We start from the raw sequence: 19,387 nt of genomic DNA, 5'->3' as shown, positions 1-19,387 counted from the left end.
AATAATCTTGCTTGGAACTTTTTCATATGACCGGCCTGCGTTCCCTTGTTGTTTTTGTCTGCCTCGGCCTCGCGGCCTGCGGCGGGAGAGCGCCCGTGGCGAACGTTCCGACCAGCGGCGTTACCCTGCTCGAAGCGCTGCCGCAGCCGACCGGTGTCGATACCCAGCAGGCCTCGCGCCAGACCTTCGTCGGACCGTTCACCGAATTGACCGTCGAGGTATACGGCATTCCCGATCTCAAGCGCGATGTGCTGACCGACGGCAATGGTCGCTTTTCCTACCCCTTCGCCGGGACGATGGACGGAGCGGGGAAGACGACCGCCGAACTCGCGACCGAAATAGAGGGGCGTCTGGCGGGGCGCTACGTCCGCAATCCGCAGGTCACGGTGAACCTCAAGGCATCGACCAACCCCGCTCTGCTGCTGTCGCAGGCCGTGACGATCGACGGCGAGGTCACCAAGCCCGGCCAGTATCCGCTCGTGGGCAAGCAGACGCTGATGCGCGCGATCTCGCTTGCCGGCGGGGTCACCGAATATTCGAAGCTCGACGATGTGCTCGTCTTCCGCAAGGTCGAGGGCAAGCAATATGTCGGCATCTATAATCTGAAGGCGATCCGCCGCGGCAACTATGCCGATCCCGAGATCTTCCCGAACGACGTCGTGGTCGTCGGCGATTCTCCGCAGCGCCGCCTGTTCGAGGATGTGATCAAGGCGACGACGTTGCTGAGCACGCCGCTGGTCGTGATCAGCAACCTCGGAAACAACAACTAAGCACCCGCAATTTCTGAACGGATGATGTCGAAGATGGATAGCGTAAAAGGCCGGCGATCGATTGTGAACGCGGGAATCGCGGACCCCGATGCCGATGATGTTCCGGCCTATCGTGGCGGTCTGCTCGACATGCACATGCTCGAGCGCGCGTTCGTTGCGCTGCTGAACCACAAGGCGTGGGTGGCAGGGGCGGTTCTCGCCTGCCTTTCGCTCGGGCTGATTGCCACCTTCCTGATGACGCCGCTCTATACGAGCACGTCGCGTATCGAGATTTCGCCGCAGGCTCCCGTCGAAACCGACGTCGAGGGTGCGCGCGAGAAGACGCTGACCAACGAAATCGCCTTCTTCAACACCCAGTACAGCCTGCTCGCGTCGCGCTCGCTCGCACAGCGCACCGTGCGCGCCGGGAACCTGCTCAACGACAAGGAATTCCTTGCCGTCTACGACCTGACCGAAGGGCAGGAGGGCGGCGGCGCCCCCAACAGCGCACAGCGCGCCCAGATGGCGGAACGGGCGGAGAAGATTCTGCTCGACGCGGTCAATATCGCGCCCGTCCGTCAGTCGAGCCTGGTCGACGTCGGCTTCTCGACTCCCTCGCCGGCGCTTTCGGCAAAGCTTACGAATCTCTGGGTCCAGCAATTCGTTGCGGCCAACCTCGATCGTCGCTTCGCGGCGACGAGCGATGCGCGGAAATTCCTTGAACAGCGCATCACGGCACTGCGCCGCAACCTCGAGGATTCCGAGCGTGAACTCATCACCTACGCGACCACGAACGGCATCATCACGATCGAAGGCAAGGTCGACCCGATCAGCGGCCGCACCGTGTCCGAGCGGACGCTCGCTTCGGCAGACGTCGAACAGGTGAGCGAAGCGCTCGGCGCAGCGCGCGACGCGCGCGTCGCGGCCGAAAGCCAGCTGAGCAGCTCGACCGCCGCGGCTGACAGCTGGAGCAACAATGCTGTCAGCGCGCTTCGTCAGCGCCGGGCCGAGCTGTCGGCCGATGTCGCGCGCCTCAGCGCGATCTTCGGTGACGATTATCCCGAACTCGCCTCCAAGAAGGAGCAGCTCGCGACGCTCAATCGCAGTATCGAGACCGAGGCGCGCCGTGCCCAGGGGATCAACCGCGAGACCTATGCGGCGGCGGTCAAGCGCGAGCGCGACCTGACGGGCGAACTCGACAAGATCACGGGCAAATATCGCGACCAGCAGCGCCGTTCGATCGAATATGCGATCCTGCAGCGCGAAGTCGACACGAACCGCCAGCTCTATGACGGCCTGCTCCAGCGCTACAAGGAAATCGGCGCGGCCGGCGTCGGCACCAACAATATTGCCGTTGTCGACACGGCGGCGCCGGCGCGCAAGCCGTCGAGTCCCAACCTGTTCCTGAACCTGGCCGTGGCGCTCATCGCCGGCCTGGCGCTTGCTGCGGCCATCGTCTTCCTGCTCGAACAGCTCGACCAGTCGATCCGCGATCCGAGCGAGGTTACGGACCGCTTCGGTCTGCCGCTGCTCGGATCGATTCCGAAGGTCGAGGCCGACGATTTCGAGGAACTGCTCCTCGACAAGAAGTCGATGGTCTACGAGGCTTATCTGGCGGCCCAGACCAACCTGACCTTCCTGACCACCCATGGCGCGCCGCGGAGCTTCCTGCTCACCTCGACGCGCCCTGCGGAGGGGAAGAGCAGTTCGGCGCTCAGCCTTGCGAGCGTGTTCAGCCAGACGAACAAGAAGATCATCCTCATCGACGCGGATATCCGCAGCCCGTCGCTCAACGAGATGCTCGACATCGACAACAAGGTCGGTCTCAGCAACTATCTGACCGGCGTCGACAATGTCTCGGGCCTGATCGCCAAATCGGACGAGTTCGGCTTCGACTACATGCTCGCCGGCCCGATGCCGCCCAATGCGGCAGAGCTGTTCAGCTCGTCGCGCCTCGGCCAGCTGATCGACCTGCTGCTGAACGAATATGACCACGTCATTCTCGACGCGCCGCCGGTGCTTGGCCTTGCCGACGCGCCGCTGCTCGCACGGGCTGTCGAAGGCGTCATGTTCACGATCGACGCGTCGAGCAACAGTTCGCGGGCGATCAAATCGGCGCTCAACCGTCTTCGCCAGACCGGCGCGCAAATCTATGGCGCTCTCGTCACCAAGGTCGGCCGTCGCAACGAAATCTACGGTTACGGGTACGGCTATGGATATGGTTACGGCTATGGCTATGGCGCGGACAAGCAACAGGGCAATGGCGACAGCTGAGGCTTTCGGTAGCGGGTCATGAACAGCACAGGAAAAAAGGCTCTATTGCTCGGCGTCGGCCTCGTGGCCGCCATCGCCGCGGCGGCGCAGAGCTTCGTCATCGCCAACCAGCGCCGTGCGCCGGCCCGTTCGGTGGCCTTGGGCATGCCGCCGGTCGGTGCCGCCAAGGCTTCGCTCAGCCGTCAGCTTCAGGGCGTACGGCTGGCCAGGAAGCCGAAGTCGGTTCCCTCCGCGCTCGAGGTCCGGTTGGCGCGTGAGGCGTTTGCCGGCGACCCGCTGGCGGTTTCGGCCTTGCCGGTGCTGATCCAGTCGCTGCAGGGGCAGGGCAAGGCCGTGCAGTCGCGGCAATTGCTCACGCTTGCAAGCCAGCTGACGCGGCGCGACAATCTGATCAACGCGATGCTGATCGACGACGCGATGGCCAAGGACAATCCCGAACGGGCGGTGAAGCTGCTCGGCCAGGCCATGACGGTCAGCTACGAAGTGCGCGATCTTTATGTCGGGCGGATGGCGGCGGCGACGGTCAGCCCCGGCGCCCTCCAGGCTCTGCCGCCGATTCTGGGGCGCAATCCGAAATGGGCGGAGGATTACTGGCTGGCAGTGCTGGCCAATCCCGCGGCGATCCCGCAGGCGGCCGAAGTGCGGCAGCGTATCGCGGGCGCGCCGTGGAAGCTCGACAAGGCAAGCGAGAGCGATTTCCGGCTTATCGTCGAACTGGCTGCGCGGGGCTATCCTGCGTCGGCGTTCAACCTCGCGCATGCCCTCGGCCTGCCGCAACCGCCGGCGGGCGAGCTGCTGACCAACCCGGGCTTCGATCGCCAGCCGCGCTATGTCCCGATCGACTGGGAGCTGCTGCAGACGGGCGATATCGGCGCCAATATCGAGGCCAAGGAAGGCGCCTTGCTGCTGTCGAGCCTGCCCGACGCCTCGGGGATCGCCGCGCGCCAGATCGTTCATCTCACCCAGCCCGGCGGGTACCGCGTCCAGTGGAACATGTCGGGCCTTGCCGACCGCAAGGACGCAACCGTGAAACTGCGCCTGAGCTGCGCCGAGCGAGGCAAGGGCGGGACCCAGATCGCGCCTGCGACGCTGGCAGAGGGGACGGGCAGTGCGCGGATCGAGGTGCCGGCCTCGAACTGCAGCTGGTACTGGGCGACCATCGAACTCGACACGACGGCCGGCGATGCCGGTGTCGACATCGCGATCCGGCGCCTCAGCCTTCAGCGCGCCGCCGGAGCGGCCCCGAAGGTTGCCGCCCCGGTTTCGCAATCCACCCCCTAGATTTTTCGTAATTGGAGATTCGCGTGCGTCGCAAGATATTCGTGACCGGCACCGCCGGCTTCATCGGATTCCACCTGGCGAAACTGCTGCTCGCCGAAGGGTTCGAGGTCGCCGGTTTCGACGGCATGACCGACTATTATGACGTCAATCTGAAGCGTCGCCGGCACCAGATCCTGCTTCAGAATCAGGCGTTCCAGGCGACCGAGGCGATGCTCGAGGATCGCGAGCGGATCGACGAGGTCATCGATGCCTTCAAGCCCGACGCGATCGTCCATCTCGCGGCGCAGGCCGGTGTGCGCTATTCGCTCGAAAATCCGCACGCCTATCTGCAGGCCAACGTCATCGGCACCTTCAACGTCATGGAGGCAGCGCGCCGGAACAATGTCGGTCACCTGCTGATGGCGTCGACCTCGTCCGTCTATGGCGCCAACGAGGACATGCCGTTTCAGGAAACCGAAAAGGCCGATACCCCGCTCACCATCTATGCCGCGACCAAGAAGGCAACGGAATCGATGGGGCACGCGCATGCGCACCTTTGGAACGTGCCGACGACGATGTTCCGTTTCTTCACCGTCTATGGACCGTGGGGCCGCCCTGACATGGCGCTCTACAAGTTCGTCGACGCAATCCTCGATGGCCGTCCGATCGACCTCTACAATGGCGGCGACATGTACCGCGACTTTACCTATGTCGAGGATCTGGTCCGCGGTATCCGCCTGCTGATCGATGCCGTGCCGCAGCGCCCGGCGTCGGCCGCCGATATCGAGGAAGGCGACAGCCTGTCGCCGGTCGCGCCGTTCCGCATCGTCAACATCGGCAACAACGACAAGGTCCGCCTGCTCGACTTCGTCACCGCGATCGAGGAATCGCTGGGCCGCAAGGCCGAGCGTAATCTGATGCCGATGCAGATGGGCGATGTGCCCGCAACCTGGGCCGATGCCAGCCTGCTCGAAAAGCTGACCGGCTATCGTCCGCAGACCGATTTCCGCGACGGCGTCGCGCAGTTCGTCGCCTGGTACAGGGATTATTTCCAGAAATGACCGCCATCTCCCCCCTGCCTGATTTTGCCTCGGCGCCGATTGCCGTTATCGGCCTCGGCTATGTCGGCCTGCCGCTTGCCGTCGAATTCGGCCGTGTGCGCGACGTCACCGGTTTCGACATCAACCGGGAGCGCATCGCGGCGCTTCGCGAAGGCCGCGACGATACGCTGGAGACGACGGCCGAGGAACTGGCCGCCGCAGCGCGCCTCGGCTTTTCGTGCGACGCCGCCGATCTGTCGGCGGCGCGCGTCTTCATCGTCACCGTTCCCACCCCGATCGACGCGCACAAGCGCCCCGACCTGACCCCGCTCGTCAAGGCGTCGGAAACGGTGGGCAGGGCACTGAAGCGCGGCGACATCGTCATCTATGAGAGCACCGTCTATCCGGGCTGCACCGAAGAGGATTGCGTGCCGATCCTCGAGCGCGTGAGCGGGCTGAAGTTCAACGAGGATTTCTTCTGCGGCTATAGCCCCGAGCGGATCAATCCCGGCGACAAGGAGCATCGCCTGCCGACCATCCGCAAGGTCACCAGCGGTTCGACGGCAGAGGTCGCCGAATGGGTCGACCGCCTCTATGCAGAGATTATTACGGCGGGCACCTTCAAGGCCGAGAGCATTCGCGTCGCCGAAGCCGCGAAGGTGATCGAGAACACCCAGCGCGACCTCAACATCGCGCTGATGAACGAACTGTCGATCATCTTCGGCAAGCTCGGCATCGACACGCACAGCGTGCTCGCGGCCGCCGGGACGAAATGGAACTTCCTGAAGTTCACGCCGGGCCTCGTCGGCGGACACTGCATCGGGGTCGATCCCTATTATCTGACGCACAAGGCGCAGGCGGTCGGCTATCACCCCGAGGTCATTCTGGCCGGACGGCGTGTCAACGACGGGATGGGGGGCTATATCGCCAGCCAGACGGTGCGGCTGATGATCAAGCGCGGGCTGCCGGTGCAGGGTGCACGCATCCTGCTCCTCGGCCTCGCATTCAAGGAAAATTGCCCCGACATCCGCAACACGCGGGTTGTCGACGTGATCAGCGAACTCGCGGAATATGGGGCCGAGGTCGACGTTTACGACCCGTGGGTCGATGCCGATGAAGCGCGGCACGAATATGGCCTCGACGTGCTCGCAAAGCCGGGTGCCGGCTACGACGCGGTCGTCCTCGCCGTGTCGCACCGCGAATTCATCGAAAGCGGCGCCGCGGCGCTCCGCGCCTTCGGCAAGGATGAAGCGATCCTCGTCGACGTGAAGGGCGTGCTCCCTCTCGAAGACGCGGACCTGCGGCTGTAAGAAGCGGCGTGGCGCAATCTTCCCGGCGGCGGGAAGGGAAGGGCATTTCGTGATCCGGGCAAGCGGCATCTACATGGTCGGTCGGGCGCTCGCCGCCCTTCTCACCGTCGCGTCGATTGCCATTTTCTCGCGGCTTCTCGCGCCGGCCGACTATGGCGTCTACACGCTGACGATCACGACCTCGGCGCTGTTCAACGCCCTGTTCTGCACCTGGGTGATCCAGTCGGTGTTCCGCATGTACGCCGAAGTTCCCGACCGCGTCCGGTTGCAGAGCAGCGGACTGTTCGCGCTGTTGCTGTCGGCGGTGCTGTCCGCGCTGGCCGCGCTTGCCGTCATCCTGCTCTCGGGACGGCCGATTACAGCCGAGATGACGATCGGCATGCTGATGCTGCTGACCGGCTATTCGGTGTACGAATACAGCAATGTGCAGCTGACGTTGCAGCGCCGTCCCGCGTTGTTCGTCCAGCTCCAGCTCGCCAAGCTGCTGCTGACGCTCGCACTGCCGCTGGCGGCCTTTTTCGTGTCGCGGCGCTTCGATCATTTCATGTTCGCGCTCGGACTCGCCTATTGGTTGCCGCTTCTGATTCCGCGCTTTCTGACGTGGGCCGAAGGCGTGCGCGTGCGCCATGTCGACCGCGCGATCCTGGGGCATCTCGCGCGCTATGGCCTGCCATTGTCCTTTTCGATCCTGCTGGTTCAGCTCGGAACCAGTCTCGATCGCTATATTCTGGGCGCCAAGCAGGGCGTCGACGCCGTGGCGGGCTATGCCGCGGGTGCCGATCTTGCGATCTTCTCGATCGGAATGATGGCCTCCTCGCTCAGCCAGGCCTTTTATCCGCGGCTGCTCGAGCTTCATTCGGCGCAAGAGGACGAGGAGGAGCGTCGGCTTTATTCGCAATATATCCTGTTGTTCGTCGGCTTGCTGTTGCCCAGCGCGGTCGGCCTGCATTTCGTCGCCGACGATCTGGCGTGGATGATCACCGGCAAGGCGATCCGCGCCGACGCTGCGGTATCGCTCGGCCTGTTCGCGGCGACCGCGCTGTTCATCAACCTGAAGTCCTTCGTCGTCGACCTCAGATACCAGATCGCCAAGCGCACGGCGCTGCCGATCGTCAACGCCGGGGTGATGATCGGCCTGCTCGTTGCCGGGTGTTTCGTGCTGATCCCCGCCTATGGCGGCGCGGGCGCGGCGTGGGCCAGCCTGATCGCGGCGGCGGCCGGCTGTACCATCGCGGCGCTTGTTTCGACCCGGCTGCCGGGGACGGTCTCGCTGCCGCTTGCCGATCTCGGCAAGATCCTGGTGGCGGTAACCGTCATGGCTGCGATCCTCCACGGCATCGATCGATGGTCATATGGCGCCACCGGCTGGACTGTGGCATTGGTACGGCTCGCAGTACAGATTTTCACAGGGATAGCAGTCTATTGCGCGATCCTCGTCGCAACGAATTTCGGACCCGCGCGTCACGCGCTGAGCCGCGTTTCCGCTTTTCGCGCCCGCGGGCGCCCGCTTTGAACCGATCTGAATCATCTGCCTGCAAATGCGCGGGCGAAGGAGCTTTTTGAGAATGTCTGCAAGTCTGACCGATGTTTCGACGCACTTTGAATTCGGTGCGAACTGGAAGGATTATTCGGAGAAGATCGACGACGAGGCGATCCGGCACGCCGAAGCGGGTGTCCTCAAGCTGATCCCGAAGGAAGATATCGAGGGCCGGACCTTCCTCGACATCGGCAGCGGATCGGGGCTCCACAGCCTTGCGGCGCTGCGCCTTGGCGCAAAGTCGGTGATGGCGGTCGACATCGACGCCAACTCGATCGAAACGACGCGCAAGGTCGTGGCGGCGAACTGGCCGGGAAAGAATGTCGAGGCGCGGCTCGTGTCGATCCTCGATCCGCAGGCGCGCGATCTCGGCACCTTCGACATCGTCTATTCGTGGGGCGTGCTGCACCACACCGGCGCGATGTGGGATGCGATCGACAAGGCGGCGACGCATGTCGCGGCGGGCGGCCAGTTCGTCCTCGCCATCTATCGCAAGACGCCGCTCTGCTGGGCGTGGAAGGTCGAGAAGAAGGTCTTTACCAACGGCGGTTCGTTCGTCCGTTCGCTCATCCGCGTGCCCTATATCGCCGGATACAAGCTGCGCCTGCTGCTGACCGGAAACAGCCCGTCGAAGTTCATCGCCGAATACAAGGACCAGCGCGGGATGAATTTCTACAACGACGTCGACGACTGGCTCGGCGGCTATCCCTATGAATCGGCGACCGAGCAGGAAATCATCGATTTCATGCGCGCGCGCGGTTTCGAGCCCGAGCTTGTTCTGGAGCTCCACCCCAAGCTCGGGCTGTTCGGAACCGGCTGTTCAGAGTTTCGCTTCCGTCGCACCGCCTGAGCGCACGACCTTCGCAAACAGGTCGTCCCACATCGCGAGGACGCGATCCTTCGAATAGTCGGTAGCGGTTTCGAGCGCCGCGCGGCCAAGTTCCGCGCGCCGCGCTTCGTCGGTGAGCAACGTCGAAAGAGCATCCGCGAGCGCGTCGACATGGTCGCGGTCGGGCAGGAGGATCAGGCGCCGGCCGTTGTCGGCGAGCTCGGCGGGGCCGGTCAGCACGTCAAAGGCGATGGAGGGCAGGCCTTGGGCCAGGGCTTCGAGCAGCGCGTTGGGAAAGCCCTCGTACGAGGAGGTCATGACGAACGCGTCGGCGCGCGCATACCATTCGGCAAGGTTGCCCGCAAAGCCGGGCAGGCGGATGCGGTCTTCCAGCCCATGCTGTCTCACCCGCTCGAACGCCGCTGCACGCGCCGGCCCGTCGCCGAGCAATATGACATCCCATCCGGCCGCACCGGCGGCGATACGGGCGAACGCGTCGATCAGGACGTCGGCGCGTTTCGATTCCTCGAAGCGCCCGGCCCACAGGACAAGCTTCCGGTCGGGACCGAACAGGTCGCCGGGGTTCAGCCGGGGCGGATTGGACGGCAGCGGGTTCACCACCGGATTGGGTATCGTCGCGACCGGCGCGCGGCCGGCGCGCGCGCGCAGCCAGACGGCTGCAGTCTCGGTCTGGCCGACCAGCGCCGCGGCAAAGGGATAGGTCAGCCGACGGGCGATGCGATAGAAGGGCGGCAGGGGCGGCTGGAGAAGCGGCGGATAGGTCCGCTCGCAGGCGACGACCGGAATGCCCAGCCCCGCGGCCGCCGCGACCGCGGCGGCGTTGACGTGCGGGAGAAATGAAATGATGACATCGGGTTGGGCAGACCGTATGAACGCACGAAGAGTCCGGAGACGCGCTAGTTTTCCGGCGTTTGGCGAAGCGATATCGGCGAGAAACCGGAGTTCGACGGAATCTGACAGCGGGAAAGCGCAATCGCCTCGTCCGGAAAAGGTCGGCATCAGCGTGACGTCATGGCCCTGATCTGCCCAAGCGCTCGCAAGCAGCGCGGCGACACGTTCTGCTCCCCCGGTTTCCATCGAGGATGTGAGGAAGAGGATTTTCATTTTTCTTCTTTGCATGGTCAGGTCGGGACGCTTCACCATAATGGGTGACGAGAAGGCAAGATAGAGTAAAAAATGTCTGTTCTGAGCATACTTATCTTCTCCTTCATATTTCTCCACGCACTATCGAAAGAAATAATCCGGCAGGTCGCCAAGGTGCGGCTCGATGGCCGATTCATCATGAGCATGAATTTTGCGATCGTGTATGGCCTGTGCCCGCTCGCGGTATTTTTCTTCAAGGACCTGTATGGAGACAATGTAAATATATATGGTCTTAACGAAGACCCGCAGGTGGTACTCGAAATAGCTATTGCAGTACTGATTTCATATTTCACTTGCATCATCTTCTATGGGTCGGGGAAGCGCTCGCGATATTTCTCGCATCCGAAATATCAGGTCGGAACGATCGCGCGGACGCTCAATCTGCGCATCGTCTATGGGGTGATGCTCGTGCTCGGCGCCTTCTCGCTCTACGCCTATACCTATCAATATGGCGGATATTTTCGTACGGTCGAGCTGACGGGCCTGATCCGGCAGGGGTTGCAGGACGATTACCTCGAGACCGAGGGTTCCTTCATCTTCATCCAGAATCTGACCACCATGGCTTTCCTTGCCGCGGTTATCTCCATGGCATTCGTTGCGGCCGAAGGGCGGCGCTATATGCCGCTTCTGATCGCCGCGGCGATATTGTCGATCATGGTGTCGCTGATCTGGGGCAGCCGCGGGCAGGTCCTGATTTTCGCGTTGATGCTGATCTTCACCTGGATGGCGACCCGTTATCCCCGGGGCGTCGGACTGCGCCCTGGCATGGTCCTGTTCTTCGTGTTGCTCGCGCTGATGGCCGATTTCTTCGTCGGGGTCGGCAAGGATATCACGGCATCGCTGTATCAGGACGACCTGACGATCGGCGATGTCGTCAGCAACTACAAATATATCCCGCTGGCACCGGTCGTCGGCTATTATGACGAGTTCATCGCGTCGCTGGTCGGAGCCTTCTCGTACAGCGGTCTCGACTACAGCTATTATTACGACAGCTTCGCCATCCCGTTATACCTTGTTCCCGGCCGCCTGTTCGGGATCGAAAAGCCCGAGACGATCGTCGTTCTCAACACCTATCTCGTCCATGGCGTCTGGGAGCAGATGACGCCGCCGGGGCTGGTAGGATATGGCTATTATTCGCTCGGTTTTCCCGGCGTCGTCATTTCCAGCGGCATCTACGCCTTCGTGCTCGGGCTGCTTGACCGGGCGAAGGAGATCCGGACCTTCGACAAGTCGGTCTTCCCGGTGATCTATGCGCCGTTCGTCCTTTACTGGGGCATCTATTATTTCCAGGGCGATCCGAAGAATCTGACGCTCAGCATGACCCCGACGGTCATCCTGATCCTGGCGTTCTGGTTCCTCTCGCTTTCGAAGCGCCGTCCTGTCCGGCCCGCCAGCGCCTGACCTCATGACGACATCATTGCCACGCGTCCTCCACGTCATCACCGGCCTGGATACGGGCGGAGCCGAACGTTCGCTGTTCAATCTCCTGCAATCGGGGCTGCGGCACCGGTTCGACAACCATGTCGTGTCGCTGTCGGGACCGGGCCATTATGGCCCGTTGCTGCGCGACCTCGGCATTTCCGTCCATGCGCTGGGCATGCGCGAGGGGACGGGGCCTGTCGGCGCGCTGTCGCGGCTTCGTATGCTGGTGCGCGAGATCGCGCCGGGCATTGTGCAAGGATGGATGTATCACGGAAACCTTGCGGCAAGTGCCGCCGCATGGGGTCAGTCGCCGAAGCCTGCGGTAAGCTGGAACATCCGCCAGTCGCTCGATGCGATCGGGCTCGAGAAACGTGGTACGCGGTGGACGATCAACGCCCTGAAGCCGCTGTCGCGCGCGCCGCGCGCGATCATCTATAACAGCTACCGCGCGTGCGAGCAGCATGAAGCGCATGGCTATTCGGGCGCCCGGTCGCTTGTGATTCCGAACGGATTCGATACGCAGAAATGGTGGCCCGACCCTGCACGCCGCGCGGAATGGCGCGAAAAACTGGGGCTGACCGCGGACGAGGTCGCGCTGGGCTATATCGGGCGCTTTCACCCGATGAAGGATATCCCGACGTTTCTCGACGCCTGCGACCGTGCGCTCGGTGTCAATCCCGACCTGCGCGTCGTCATGGTCGGTGAAGCGCTCGACGGGAATAATCCCGAGATCGTCGATGCCATCGCGCCGGAAAAGCGCGCACGCTTCCGGCTGCTCGGCCGCCGCCCAGACGTGGAGACGATCCTGCCGGCGTTCGATCTCTTCTGCCTCGCGTCGAGCCGGAACGAGGGTTTCCCCAATGTGCTTGGCGAGGCGATGGCGTCGGGGTTGCCGTGCGTCGCCACCGATGTTGGCGACAGCGCGCGGTTGATGAACGGCCTGGGGCGGGTCGTTCCGCCGGGTGATGCGGCGCAAATGGCGGAAGCAATTGGTGAAATTGCCGCGATGGATCTTGCGCGCCGTAGTGAAATGGGCGAAGCGGCGCGCGACAGGATTGTTGCCACCTATGGCCTCGATGCCACCGTCGAGGCCTATGCCGGGCTCTATGATTCGATGCTGAAAAGAGACGTTTGATGTGTGGCTTTACGGGGTTCCTCGACCGGGCGGGTTTTGCCGACGGTGAAGCGCTGCTGCGACGGATGGCGGATACGATCGTCCACCGCGGACCCGACAGCGACGGTTATTGGGTCGACAGTGAGGCCGGGATCGCGCTGGCGCATCGCCGGCTCGCGATCATCGATCTGTCGCCCGCGGGACATCAGCCGATGCTCAGCGCCGACGGCCGCTATGTGCTGAGCTATAACGGCGAGATCTACAATCACCTCGACATGCGCCGCGAACTCGAGACCGCGGGCGCCATCGCTTGGCGCGGCCATTCGGATACCGAAACGCTGCTCGCGGGCTTCTCGGTGTGGGGCGTGCTCGGCACGCTGCAACGCGCGAACGGCATGTTCGCCTTTGCGCTGTGGGACCGCGCCGAACGCAAACTCTATCTCGCCCGCGACCGTATGGGCGAAAAGCCGCTCTATTACGGGATGCAGGGGTCGGCGCTGCTCTTCGGATCCGAACTCAAGGCGCTGCGCCAGCATCCGGCGTGGCGGGGCGGGGTAAACCGCGACGCGCTGGCGCTGTTCCTGCGGCACAATTATGTGCCCGGCCCCTATTCGATCTATGACGGTATCCTGAAGCTGCCGCCCGCCTATTATCTGGAGATCGGCCCCGACGACCGGACGCTGCCCGAGCCGGTCGCCTATTGGGACATCGCCGAAAAGGCGCGCGAGGGCCACGCCAATCCCTTCGCGGGGTCGGCCGAAGCATCGGTCGATGCGCTCGACACGCTGCTCGGCGATGCGGTCAAGATCCGCATGGCCGCCGACGTGCCGCTCGGCGCCTTCCTGTCGGGCGGCTATGATTCGAGCACGATCGTCGCGCTGATGCAGGCGCAGTCGCAGCGGCCGGTGAAGACCTTCTCGATCGGTTTCTCCGAAGCCGAATATGACGAGGCGCATCATGCGAAGCGCGTCGCGGCGCACCTCGGCACCGACCATACAGAGCTTTACGTCACGCCGCAGGACGCGCTCGACCAGATCCCGCTGCTGCCGCATCACTGGGATGAGCCCTTCGCCGATTCCTCGCAAATCCCGACGCTGCTCGTCAGCAAGCTGGCGCGGACCGAGGTCACCGTCAGCCTGTCGGGCGACGGCGGCGACGAACTGCTCTGCGGCTATAACCGCTATGCGCAGGGTTATGACATCTGGCGCCGGCTCGGAAAGCTGCCGCGCGGGATGCGCAAGGCGGCGGCCGCGGCGCTGCGACTGACCCCGGGGCGCGCGATCGACACGGTCATGAAGGCTGCCCCGTCGAAGCTGCGGACGCTCGCGGTCGGCGACCGTCTGCTCAAGCTTGCCGACGTCCTCGACGTTGAGCGCTCGGATGATTTCTACCGCTCGCTGATTTCGCACGCGAAGCATCCCGAGCAGCTCGTTCCCGGCGCGCGCGAGCCAGAGACGCTTCTCACCGCCCACGATCCGGACTGGGAGGGTAGCGATTTCCGCGACCGCATGATGTACCTCGATATGCGGACCTATCTGCCCGACGACATCCTGGTGAAAGTCGACCGCGCGAGCATGGCGGTCAGCCTGGAATCGCGTGTTCCGCTGCTCGACCACCGCGTCGTCGAATTCGCGCTCGCGCTGCCGCTGGCGCATAAGCTGAAGAACGGCGAGTCGAAATGGCCGCTGCGCCAGCTTCTCTATCGTCACGTCCCGCGCGAGATCATGGAGCGGCCCAAGATGGGGTTCGGCGTACCGATCGACCATTGGTTGCAGGGGCCGCTGCGCGACTGGGCCGACGATCTGCTCGCCGAAGACCGGCTGAAGCGCGAGGGCTTTTTCAACGTCGACGAGGTGCGTCGTCTTTGGAGCGAAACGCGAAGCGGCCGGCGCCGCTGGCACTATCATGTCTGGGATATCCTGATGTTCCAGGCGTGGCTCGACGCGCAGCGGGCGAATTGAGCGCGGCGCGATGCTGAAACGCGGATTCGACCTGGTGATCTCGGCGCTGCTCTTCGTGCCGGCGGTCCTCGTCTGCCTTGTCGCGGCGCTGTTTTCGGGACTGGAATTCCGCGCCAACCCGCTGTTCGTGCAATCGCGCGTCGGCCGCGATCAGCGGCCGTTTCGCCTCTACAAGATCCGCACGATGGCGCCGACGACCGGCGACCGTCCGTCACACGAAGTCGCGGTCACGCGCATTTCGCGGTCGAGCGCGCTGATCCGCAAGCTGAAGCTCGACGAACTGCCGCAGCTCATTTGCGTGTTGCGCGGCGAGATGAGCCTGGTCGGGCCGCGCCCGTGCCTGCCGATCCAGCATGAGCTGATCGACGCGCGCGAGCGGCACGGTGTGTTTCGCGTCCGGCCCGGGGTGACCGGGCTGGCGCAGGTGCAGGGCGTCGATATGTCGGAGCCCGAACGGCTCGCGGCGATCGACGGCGACTATGTCGCGAACCAGAGCCTGGTGGGCGATATGCGGATCCTGCTCCACACCTTCGGCGGCGGGGGCCGCGGAGACGCCGCGCAGCGTTAAGGCGCGACCGCGCGCTCGATCAGCGAAGCCGCGGGGACGGGCCAATCGAGTGGACAGTCCTTGGCGAAACGCTCTCCCGAAAAGGCGGCGTCGCCGAACAGGCTGTCGCCGCGCTGGCCGAGGAGCCGGCGAAGGAGCCCGCGTCCGGCGCTGCCGATCGGAAAGAGCCGGGGCTCGCGGCCGAGCGCGCGCGATATGCGCGCATAGAATTCATCGGTCGAAAGCGCCGGAGAGTCGGTGACAATATAGGTTCCGGCGAGACGGGCTTCGGCGGCCGCGAGCAGCGCCGCGGCGAAATTGTCGACATGGACGATACTGCGCCGGTTGTTCGTGCCGCCGATCGGTAGCGGCAGGCCGCGCCGCGCCGCCGCGCGCAGCATCGCGAACGGACCGCCGGCATCGGCGCCGATCAGGATCGGCGGACGGAGGATTGCGAGCCGCACCGCGGGATGGCTCGGCGCGAGGTCCGAAAGCCGGTCGTCGCCGCGCCGCTTGCTGATCCCGTAGGACGTCGTCGGACGGCCCTCATAATCGTCGGATACCGTCTCTCCGGCGCGTGTCGCGCTGGTCAGGGCGGCAACGCTGCTGACATGGACGAAGGCCGGAACCCCGGCGGCAGCGGCGGCGAGGAACAGGCGCTCGGGCAGGGCGACATTGGCGTCCTCGGCGGCGGGCCCGATCCCGCTCTTCTCCCCGGCGCAGTTGATCAGGGCATCGCATCCGGCAAGCTGTTGCTCCAGCGCTGCTGCATCCTCGGTGCGCCCGATCGGCACCATGTCGACGCCTTTTGCCGCAAGATGATCGGCGAGATGTCCGCCGAGGAAACCCGTGGCGCCTGCGACCGCAATACGCATTGTCTTTCATACCCTTGCAACGAGCCGCTGGTTCAAGCGCCGGCTCAAGTCCGCTCTTGACGCCTCGCGCACGAAGGCGTCAAGCGGGCGCGCAGGACGAAACGGAAATATGGCCAAAATTCTGATCAACGGGTCGCACGCCCATTATCTCTATAACTTCCGGTCCGCGCTCGCCGAGGAGATGATCCGGCGGGGACATGAGGTGCATGTGGCCTCGCCCGAACTGCAGGGCGAGTTCGCAGACCATTTCCGGAGGATGGGTGCGATCCCGCACGATATCGCGCTCAAGCGGACCAAGGTGTCGTTCACGGGCGACATTCTCTATTACCGCAGCATGGTCCGGCTGATCCGCGAGCAGCGGATCGATTTCGTCCTCAATTACACGATCAAACCCAATATCTGGGGTAGCCTCGCCGCGAAAAAGGCGGGCGCTCGATCAGCGAGCATGGTGACGGGGCTTGGCTTCGCCTTTATCGAGCGGAGCGGGCTGGTCCGCAAATTGACGCAGAAGATCGCGCAGGGACTGTACCGGCTGGCGACCAATGCCAACAGCCATGTCGTTTTCCAGAACCCCGACGACCGCGACGATTTCATCGCGGCGGGCTGCCTGTCCGACGCCTCGAAGGTCGTGATGGTCAATGGGTCGGGAATCAATCTCGACCAGTTCACGCTGGCCGCACTCCCCGAACAGCCGGTGTTCCTGACGATCGCGCGGCTGCTCCACAGCAAGGGGCTCTATGAGCTCGCCGAGGCGAGCCGCGTCGTGCGGGCGACGGTTCCCGGCGCGCGGATACGGATCGCCGGGATGCTCGATACCGGTCCCGACGCGGTGACGCGCGCCGAACTCGACGAATGGATCGCCGACGGGATCGAATATCTGGGCTTGCTCGACGATGTTCGTCCGGCGCTCGCCGAGGCTTCGGTCTTCGTACTACCGTCGTGGCGCGAGGGAACGCCGCGCACCGTGCTGGAGGCGATGGCGATGGGGCGGCCGATCATTACGACCGACGCGCCCGGTTGCCGCGAGACCACGGTCGACGGGCTCAACGGCCGGCTGGTGCCGCTGAAGGATGCCGAAGGTCTGGCACGCGCGATGGTCGAGCTGGGCGCCGACGCTGCACTTCGCGCATGCATGGGCGCTGCGAGCCGCAAGATCGCCGAAGACAAATATGACGTCCACCAGGTGAACGCCTCGCTGCTCGATCAGATCGGGCTTTAGGCGCTGATCTTTCCGGCGTTCTCGGGTGCGTATTCGGGGACGAGTCGCCCGATGATCCGGACCGCCGCATCGGCATCGCCGCTCTGGCGGATCGTTCCGTCGAGCTGGGCGAGGGCCTGCTCAAGGTCGGTCCAGGGCCAAAGGATTTCACGCGCGCGCATGATCCGCGGATGGTTCGTCGACTGCGGATTGTCGCCGATGAGCAGCTCCTCATAGAGCTTTTCGCCTGGCCGCAATCCGGTTTCGACGATCTCGATATCGCCGTCGGGATTGTCGCCGTCGCGGATCGCAAGTCCCGACAGGCGGATCATCGTGCGGGCAAGGTCGATGATCTTCACCGGCTGGCCCATATCGAGCACGAACACTTCGCCGCCCTTCGCCATCGCGCTCGCCTGGATGACGAGCTGCGCGGCTTCGGGGATCGTCATGAAATAGCGGGTGATCTCGCGGTCGGTGACGGTGACGGGTCCGCCGGCGGCGATCTGCGCCTTGAAGCGCGGGACGACCGACCCGCTCGAGCCGAGGACGTTGCCGAAGCGCACCATGCTGAAGATCGTTTTCGTACCCGGCTGTTCGGCGCGCGCCTGAAGGATCAGTTCGCACACGCGCTTCGATGCACCCATGATGTTCGTCGGGCGCACCGCCTTGTCGGTGCTGATCAGGATGAAGTTCGAAACCCCTGCGGCCTCCGCCGCCTCGACGCTGTGCAGCGTGCCCATGATATTGTTGCGCAGACCCGACAGCGGGTTCGCCTCGACCAGCGGCACATGCTTGTAGGCAGCGGCATGGAAGACCGTGTCGGGCCGGTAGTGGCGATAGATGCGCGTCATCGACGAGCGTTCGGACACATTGGCAAGTTCGGGGATCAGCGGGACGTCGACGCCGAGCTCTTTCATCAGCTCGCCGAGTTCCTGCTCGATCGCGTAAAGCCCGTATTCGGACTGTTCGAGCAGGATCAGCCGGGCAGGGCGGCAACGGACGATCTGGCGGCAAAGCTCGCTGCCGATCGAGCCCCCGGCGCCCGAGACCATCACGGTCTTGCCGACGATGGTCTTGCCCATCAGCAGCTCGTTCGCGGCGACGGTCTCGCGCCCGAGCAGTTCCTCGATCTGGATTTCGCGCAGATCGTTTACGGTGATGCTGCCGTCGATAACGTTGGTCAGATTGGGCAGTGAGCGAACATATATGCCCTCGTCCTGCAGCGTTTCGATGATCTCGCGCCGCCGGGTGCGCGACGCGCTGGGGATCGCAAGCAACACTTCATCGACATGCGTATCGTCGAGCAGACGCTCCAGCCGGGCCGAGCCGAAGACGGGCGTACCGTCGAGGCGCTGCCCGTCGAGCCGCTGGTCGTCGTCGATGAAGCCGACGAGGTGGACCTTCGGCTCGTGCCGCAGCGACAGCGCGAGCTGTTGTCCCGCGCGTCCGGCGCCATAGACGAGCACGCGGCGGGCATCGACCTCGACGACCTTGAGCAGGTCGAGCAGCGCAAAGCGGACGAAGATGCGGCTCGAGGCGAGCAGCAGGAGGAAGATGATCGGATGCAGGACGCTCAGCGTCCGGGGTACGTCGTGGATGCGGAAGGTCACGAGGATCGCGACCAGCGGCAGTGTGAGCAGGCCGCAGGCGATCACGAGATCGGCGACGGTGCGAGCGCCCGAATAACGGATGAGCGAGCGATAGACGCCCGCCCGCCAGGCAATCGGATACCATAGCGCCAGCGCGATGGCGCCGAAGGTCAGGATCGGCGTGGACATAAGGTCCCAGATGCCGAGCCGCAGCGAAAAGGCGATCACCGCCGCCGCGATGCAGAGGATACCGTCGACGGCGACGGCCGTGAACTGGCGCTGCCGGCGGGGTCGGTCGACAATGAAGGTCAGGAGCGCGGCGCGGAGATGGCGCCAGTATTTGTCGTCGGAGATCATCATTTATCGGTCAATTTCCAATGGATATCCAACACCCCCGACGCCCGCACTAGCCGCTGGCGGCGTTCCGCTCAAGCGAACAGTTGCGCGGAAGCGGGCGGGAAGGCTCCACTCCGGAGTTGATAAAACTATATCGCGCATGGTCGATCGCCCTCCGCCTC

15 protein-coding genes are annotated in these 19,387 nt (G+C 64.1%); 12 read left to right on the top strand and 3 right to left on the bottom strand.

The genetic code is table 11. The features are described 5' to 3' along the window. Positions 1–95: 95 nt before the first annotated feature. The 7 genes from L7H23_RS03865 to L7H23_RS03835 all read left to right on the top strand — a co-directional run bounded on the left by L7H23_RS03865 (position 96) and on the right by L7H23_RS03835 (position 9,020). Positions 96–770 (top strand): polysaccharide biosynthesis/export family protein, encoded by a 675-nt coding sequence (locus L7H23_RS03865; RefSeq protein ID WP_237838050.1) that lies wholly within the window; start codon positions 96–98, stop codon positions 768–770. A 63-nt stretch (positions 771–833) separates the two neighbouring features. Continuing rightward, the gene (locus L7H23_RS03860) at positions 834–3,023 is read left to right on the top strand and encodes a polysaccharide biosynthesis tyrosine autokinase (RefSeq protein ID WP_237838049.1); all 2,190 of its coding nucleotides are present in this window, start codon (positions 834–836) and stop codon (positions 3,021–3,023) included. A gap of 18 nt (positions 3,024–3,041) precedes the next feature. After that, positions 3,042–4,304 (top strand): hypothetical protein, encoded by a 1,263-nt coding sequence (locus L7H23_RS03855; protein ID WP_237838048.1) that lies wholly within the window; start codon positions 3,042–3,044, stop codon positions 4,302–4,304. Between the two features lie 23 nt (positions 4,305–4,327). Further along, a complete protein-coding gene (locus tag L7H23_RS03850; RefSeq protein WP_237838047.1) occupies positions 4,328–5,344 on the top strand; it encodes an NAD-dependent epimerase/dehydratase family protein in 1,017 nt (338 codons plus the stop codon). Next, positions 5,341–6,633: a Vi polysaccharide biosynthesis UDP-N-acetylglucosamine C-6 dehydrogenase TviB gene (gene tviB / locus L7H23_RS03845; protein ID WP_237838046.1), complete on the top strand. Its 1,293-nt coding sequence runs from the start codon at positions 5,341–5,343 to the stop codon at positions 6,631–6,633. Before L7H23_RS03850 ends, tviB begins: the two co-directional genes overlap by 4 nt. Positions 6,634–6,682: 49 nt before the next feature. Continuing rightward, positions 6,683–8,146 (top strand): lipopolysaccharide biosynthesis protein, encoded by a 1,464-nt coding sequence (locus tag L7H23_RS03840; RefSeq protein ID WP_237838045.1) that lies wholly within the window; start codon positions 6,683–6,685, stop codon positions 8,144–8,146. 52 nt (positions 8,147–8,198) lie between these two features. Beyond that, the gene (locus L7H23_RS03835; RefSeq protein ID WP_237838044.1) at positions 8,199–9,020 is read left to right on the top strand and encodes a class I SAM-dependent methyltransferase; all 822 of its coding nucleotides are present in this window, start codon (positions 8,199–8,201) and stop codon (positions 9,018–9,020) included. Here the strand turns inward: L7H23_RS03835 and L7H23_RS03830 are convergent. Further along, complete coding sequence (locus tag L7H23_RS03830; RefSeq protein ID WP_237838043.1) at positions 8,991–10,241, bottom strand: glycosyltransferase family 4 protein; 1,251 nt, start codon at positions 10,239–10,241, stop codon at positions 8,991–8,993. The genes L7H23_RS03835 and L7H23_RS03830 overlap by 30 nt on opposite strands. A 60-nt stretch (positions 10,242–10,301) precedes the next feature. Between L7H23_RS03830 and L7H23_RS03825 the strand changes: the two genes are divergently transcribed. Genes L7H23_RS03825 through L7H23_RS03810 form a run of 4 tightly spaced genes read left to right on the top strand, consistent with a single transcriptional unit; the run spans position 10,302 to position 15,228 of the window. Then, entirely contained in the window at positions 10,302–11,564 is a 1,263-nt protein-coding gene (locus tag L7H23_RS03825) for a hypothetical protein (RefSeq protein WP_237838042.1), read from the top strand. A gap of 4 nt (positions 11,565–11,568) precedes the next feature. Then, entirely contained in the window at positions 11,569–12,720 is a 1,152-nt protein-coding gene (locus L7H23_RS03820; protein WP_237838041.1) for a glycosyltransferase, read from the top strand. After that, positions 12,720–14,660 (top strand): asparagine synthase (glutamine-hydrolyzing), encoded by a 1,941-nt coding sequence (gene asnB / locus L7H23_RS03815; RefSeq protein ID WP_237838040.1) that lies wholly within the window; start codon positions 12,720–12,722, stop codon positions 14,658–14,660. Before L7H23_RS03820 ends, asnB begins: the two co-directional genes overlap by 1 nt. A 10-nt stretch (positions 14,661–14,670) precedes the next feature. Further along, complete coding sequence (locus L7H23_RS03810; RefSeq protein WP_237838039.1) at positions 14,671–15,228, top strand: sugar transferase; 558 nt, start codon at positions 14,671–14,673, stop codon at positions 15,226–15,228. On the opposite strand, the gene L7H23_RS03805 is transcribed toward L7H23_RS03810, so the two are convergent. Then, positions 15,225–16,082 carry an NAD-dependent epimerase/dehydratase family protein gene (locus L7H23_RS03805; protein WP_237838038.1) on the bottom strand — a complete coding sequence of 286 codons (858 nt, stop codon included), beginning with the start codon at positions 16,080–16,082 and terminating at the stop codon, positions 15,225–15,227. The genes L7H23_RS03810 and L7H23_RS03805 overlap by 4 nt on opposite strands. A 109-nt stretch (positions 16,083–16,191) precedes the next feature. Between L7H23_RS03805 and L7H23_RS03800 the strand changes: the two genes are divergently transcribed. Further along, positions 16,192–17,301: a glycosyltransferase family 4 protein gene (locus tag L7H23_RS03800; RefSeq protein WP_237838037.1), complete on the top strand. Its 1,110-nt coding sequence runs from the start codon at positions 16,192–16,194 to the stop codon at positions 17,299–17,301. Here the strand turns inward: L7H23_RS03800 and L7H23_RS03795 are convergent. Continuing rightward, positions 17,298–19,229, bottom strand: a complete 1,932-nt coding sequence (locus tag L7H23_RS03795; RefSeq protein ID WP_237838036.1) for a nucleoside-diphosphate sugar epimerase/dehydratase — start codon at positions 19,227–19,229, stop codon at positions 17,298–17,300. The two genes, L7H23_RS03800 and L7H23_RS03795, sit on opposite strands and share 4 nt — an antisense overlap. Between the last annotated feature and the right edge of the window lie 158 nt (positions 19,230–19,387).

It is taken from the genome of Sphingopyxis sp. BSN-002, from assembly GCF_022024275.1.
Lineage (GTDB): Bacteria > Pseudomonadota > Alphaproteobacteria > Sphingomonadales > Sphingomonadaceae > Sphingopyxis.
The sequence above is the reverse complement of the archived record's forward strand: the minus strand, read 5'-3'. Positions and strand labels throughout refer to the sequence as shown.

Bases quoted from the DNA above. Each gene is read 5' to 3' on its own strand.
- L7H23_RS03825 (WP_237838042.1), top strand. From the start codon at position 10,302: ATGAGCATGAATTTTGCGATCGTGTATGGCCTGTGCCCGCTCGCGGTA.
- L7H23_RS03820 (WP_237838041.1), top strand. From the start codon at position 11,569: ATGACGACATCATTGCCACGCGTCCTCCACGTCATCACCGGCCTGGAT.
- L7H23_RS03795 (WP_237838036.1), bottom strand. From the start codon at position 19,229: ATGATGATCTCCGACGACAAATACTGGCGCCATCTCCGCGCCGCGCTC.
- asnB (WP_237838040.1), top strand. From the start codon at position 12,720: ATGTGTGGCTTTACGGGGTTCCTCGACCGGGCGGGTTTTGCCGACGGT.
- tviB (WP_237838046.1), top strand. From the start codon at position 5,341: ATGACCGCCATCTCCCCCCTGCCTGATTTTGCCTCGGCGCCGATTGCC.
- L7H23_RS03835 (WP_237838044.1), top strand. From the start codon at position 8,199: ATGTCTGCAAGTCTGACCGATGTTTCGACGCACTTTGAATTCGGTGCG.
- L7H23_RS03800 (WP_237838037.1), top strand. From the start codon at position 16,192: ATGGCCAAAATTCTGATCAACGGGTCGCACGCCCATTATCTCTATAAC.
- L7H23_RS03855 (WP_237838048.1), top strand. From the start codon at position 3,042: ATGAACAGCACAGGAAAAAAGGCTCTATTGCTCGGCGTCGGCCTCGTG.
- L7H23_RS03805 (WP_237838038.1), bottom strand. From the start codon at position 16,082: ATGCGTATTGCGGTCGCAGGCGCCACGGGTTTCCTCGGCGGACATCTC.
- L7H23_RS03810 (WP_237838039.1), top strand. From the start codon at position 14,671: ATGCTGAAACGCGGATTCGACCTGGTGATCTCGGCGCTGCTCTTCGTG.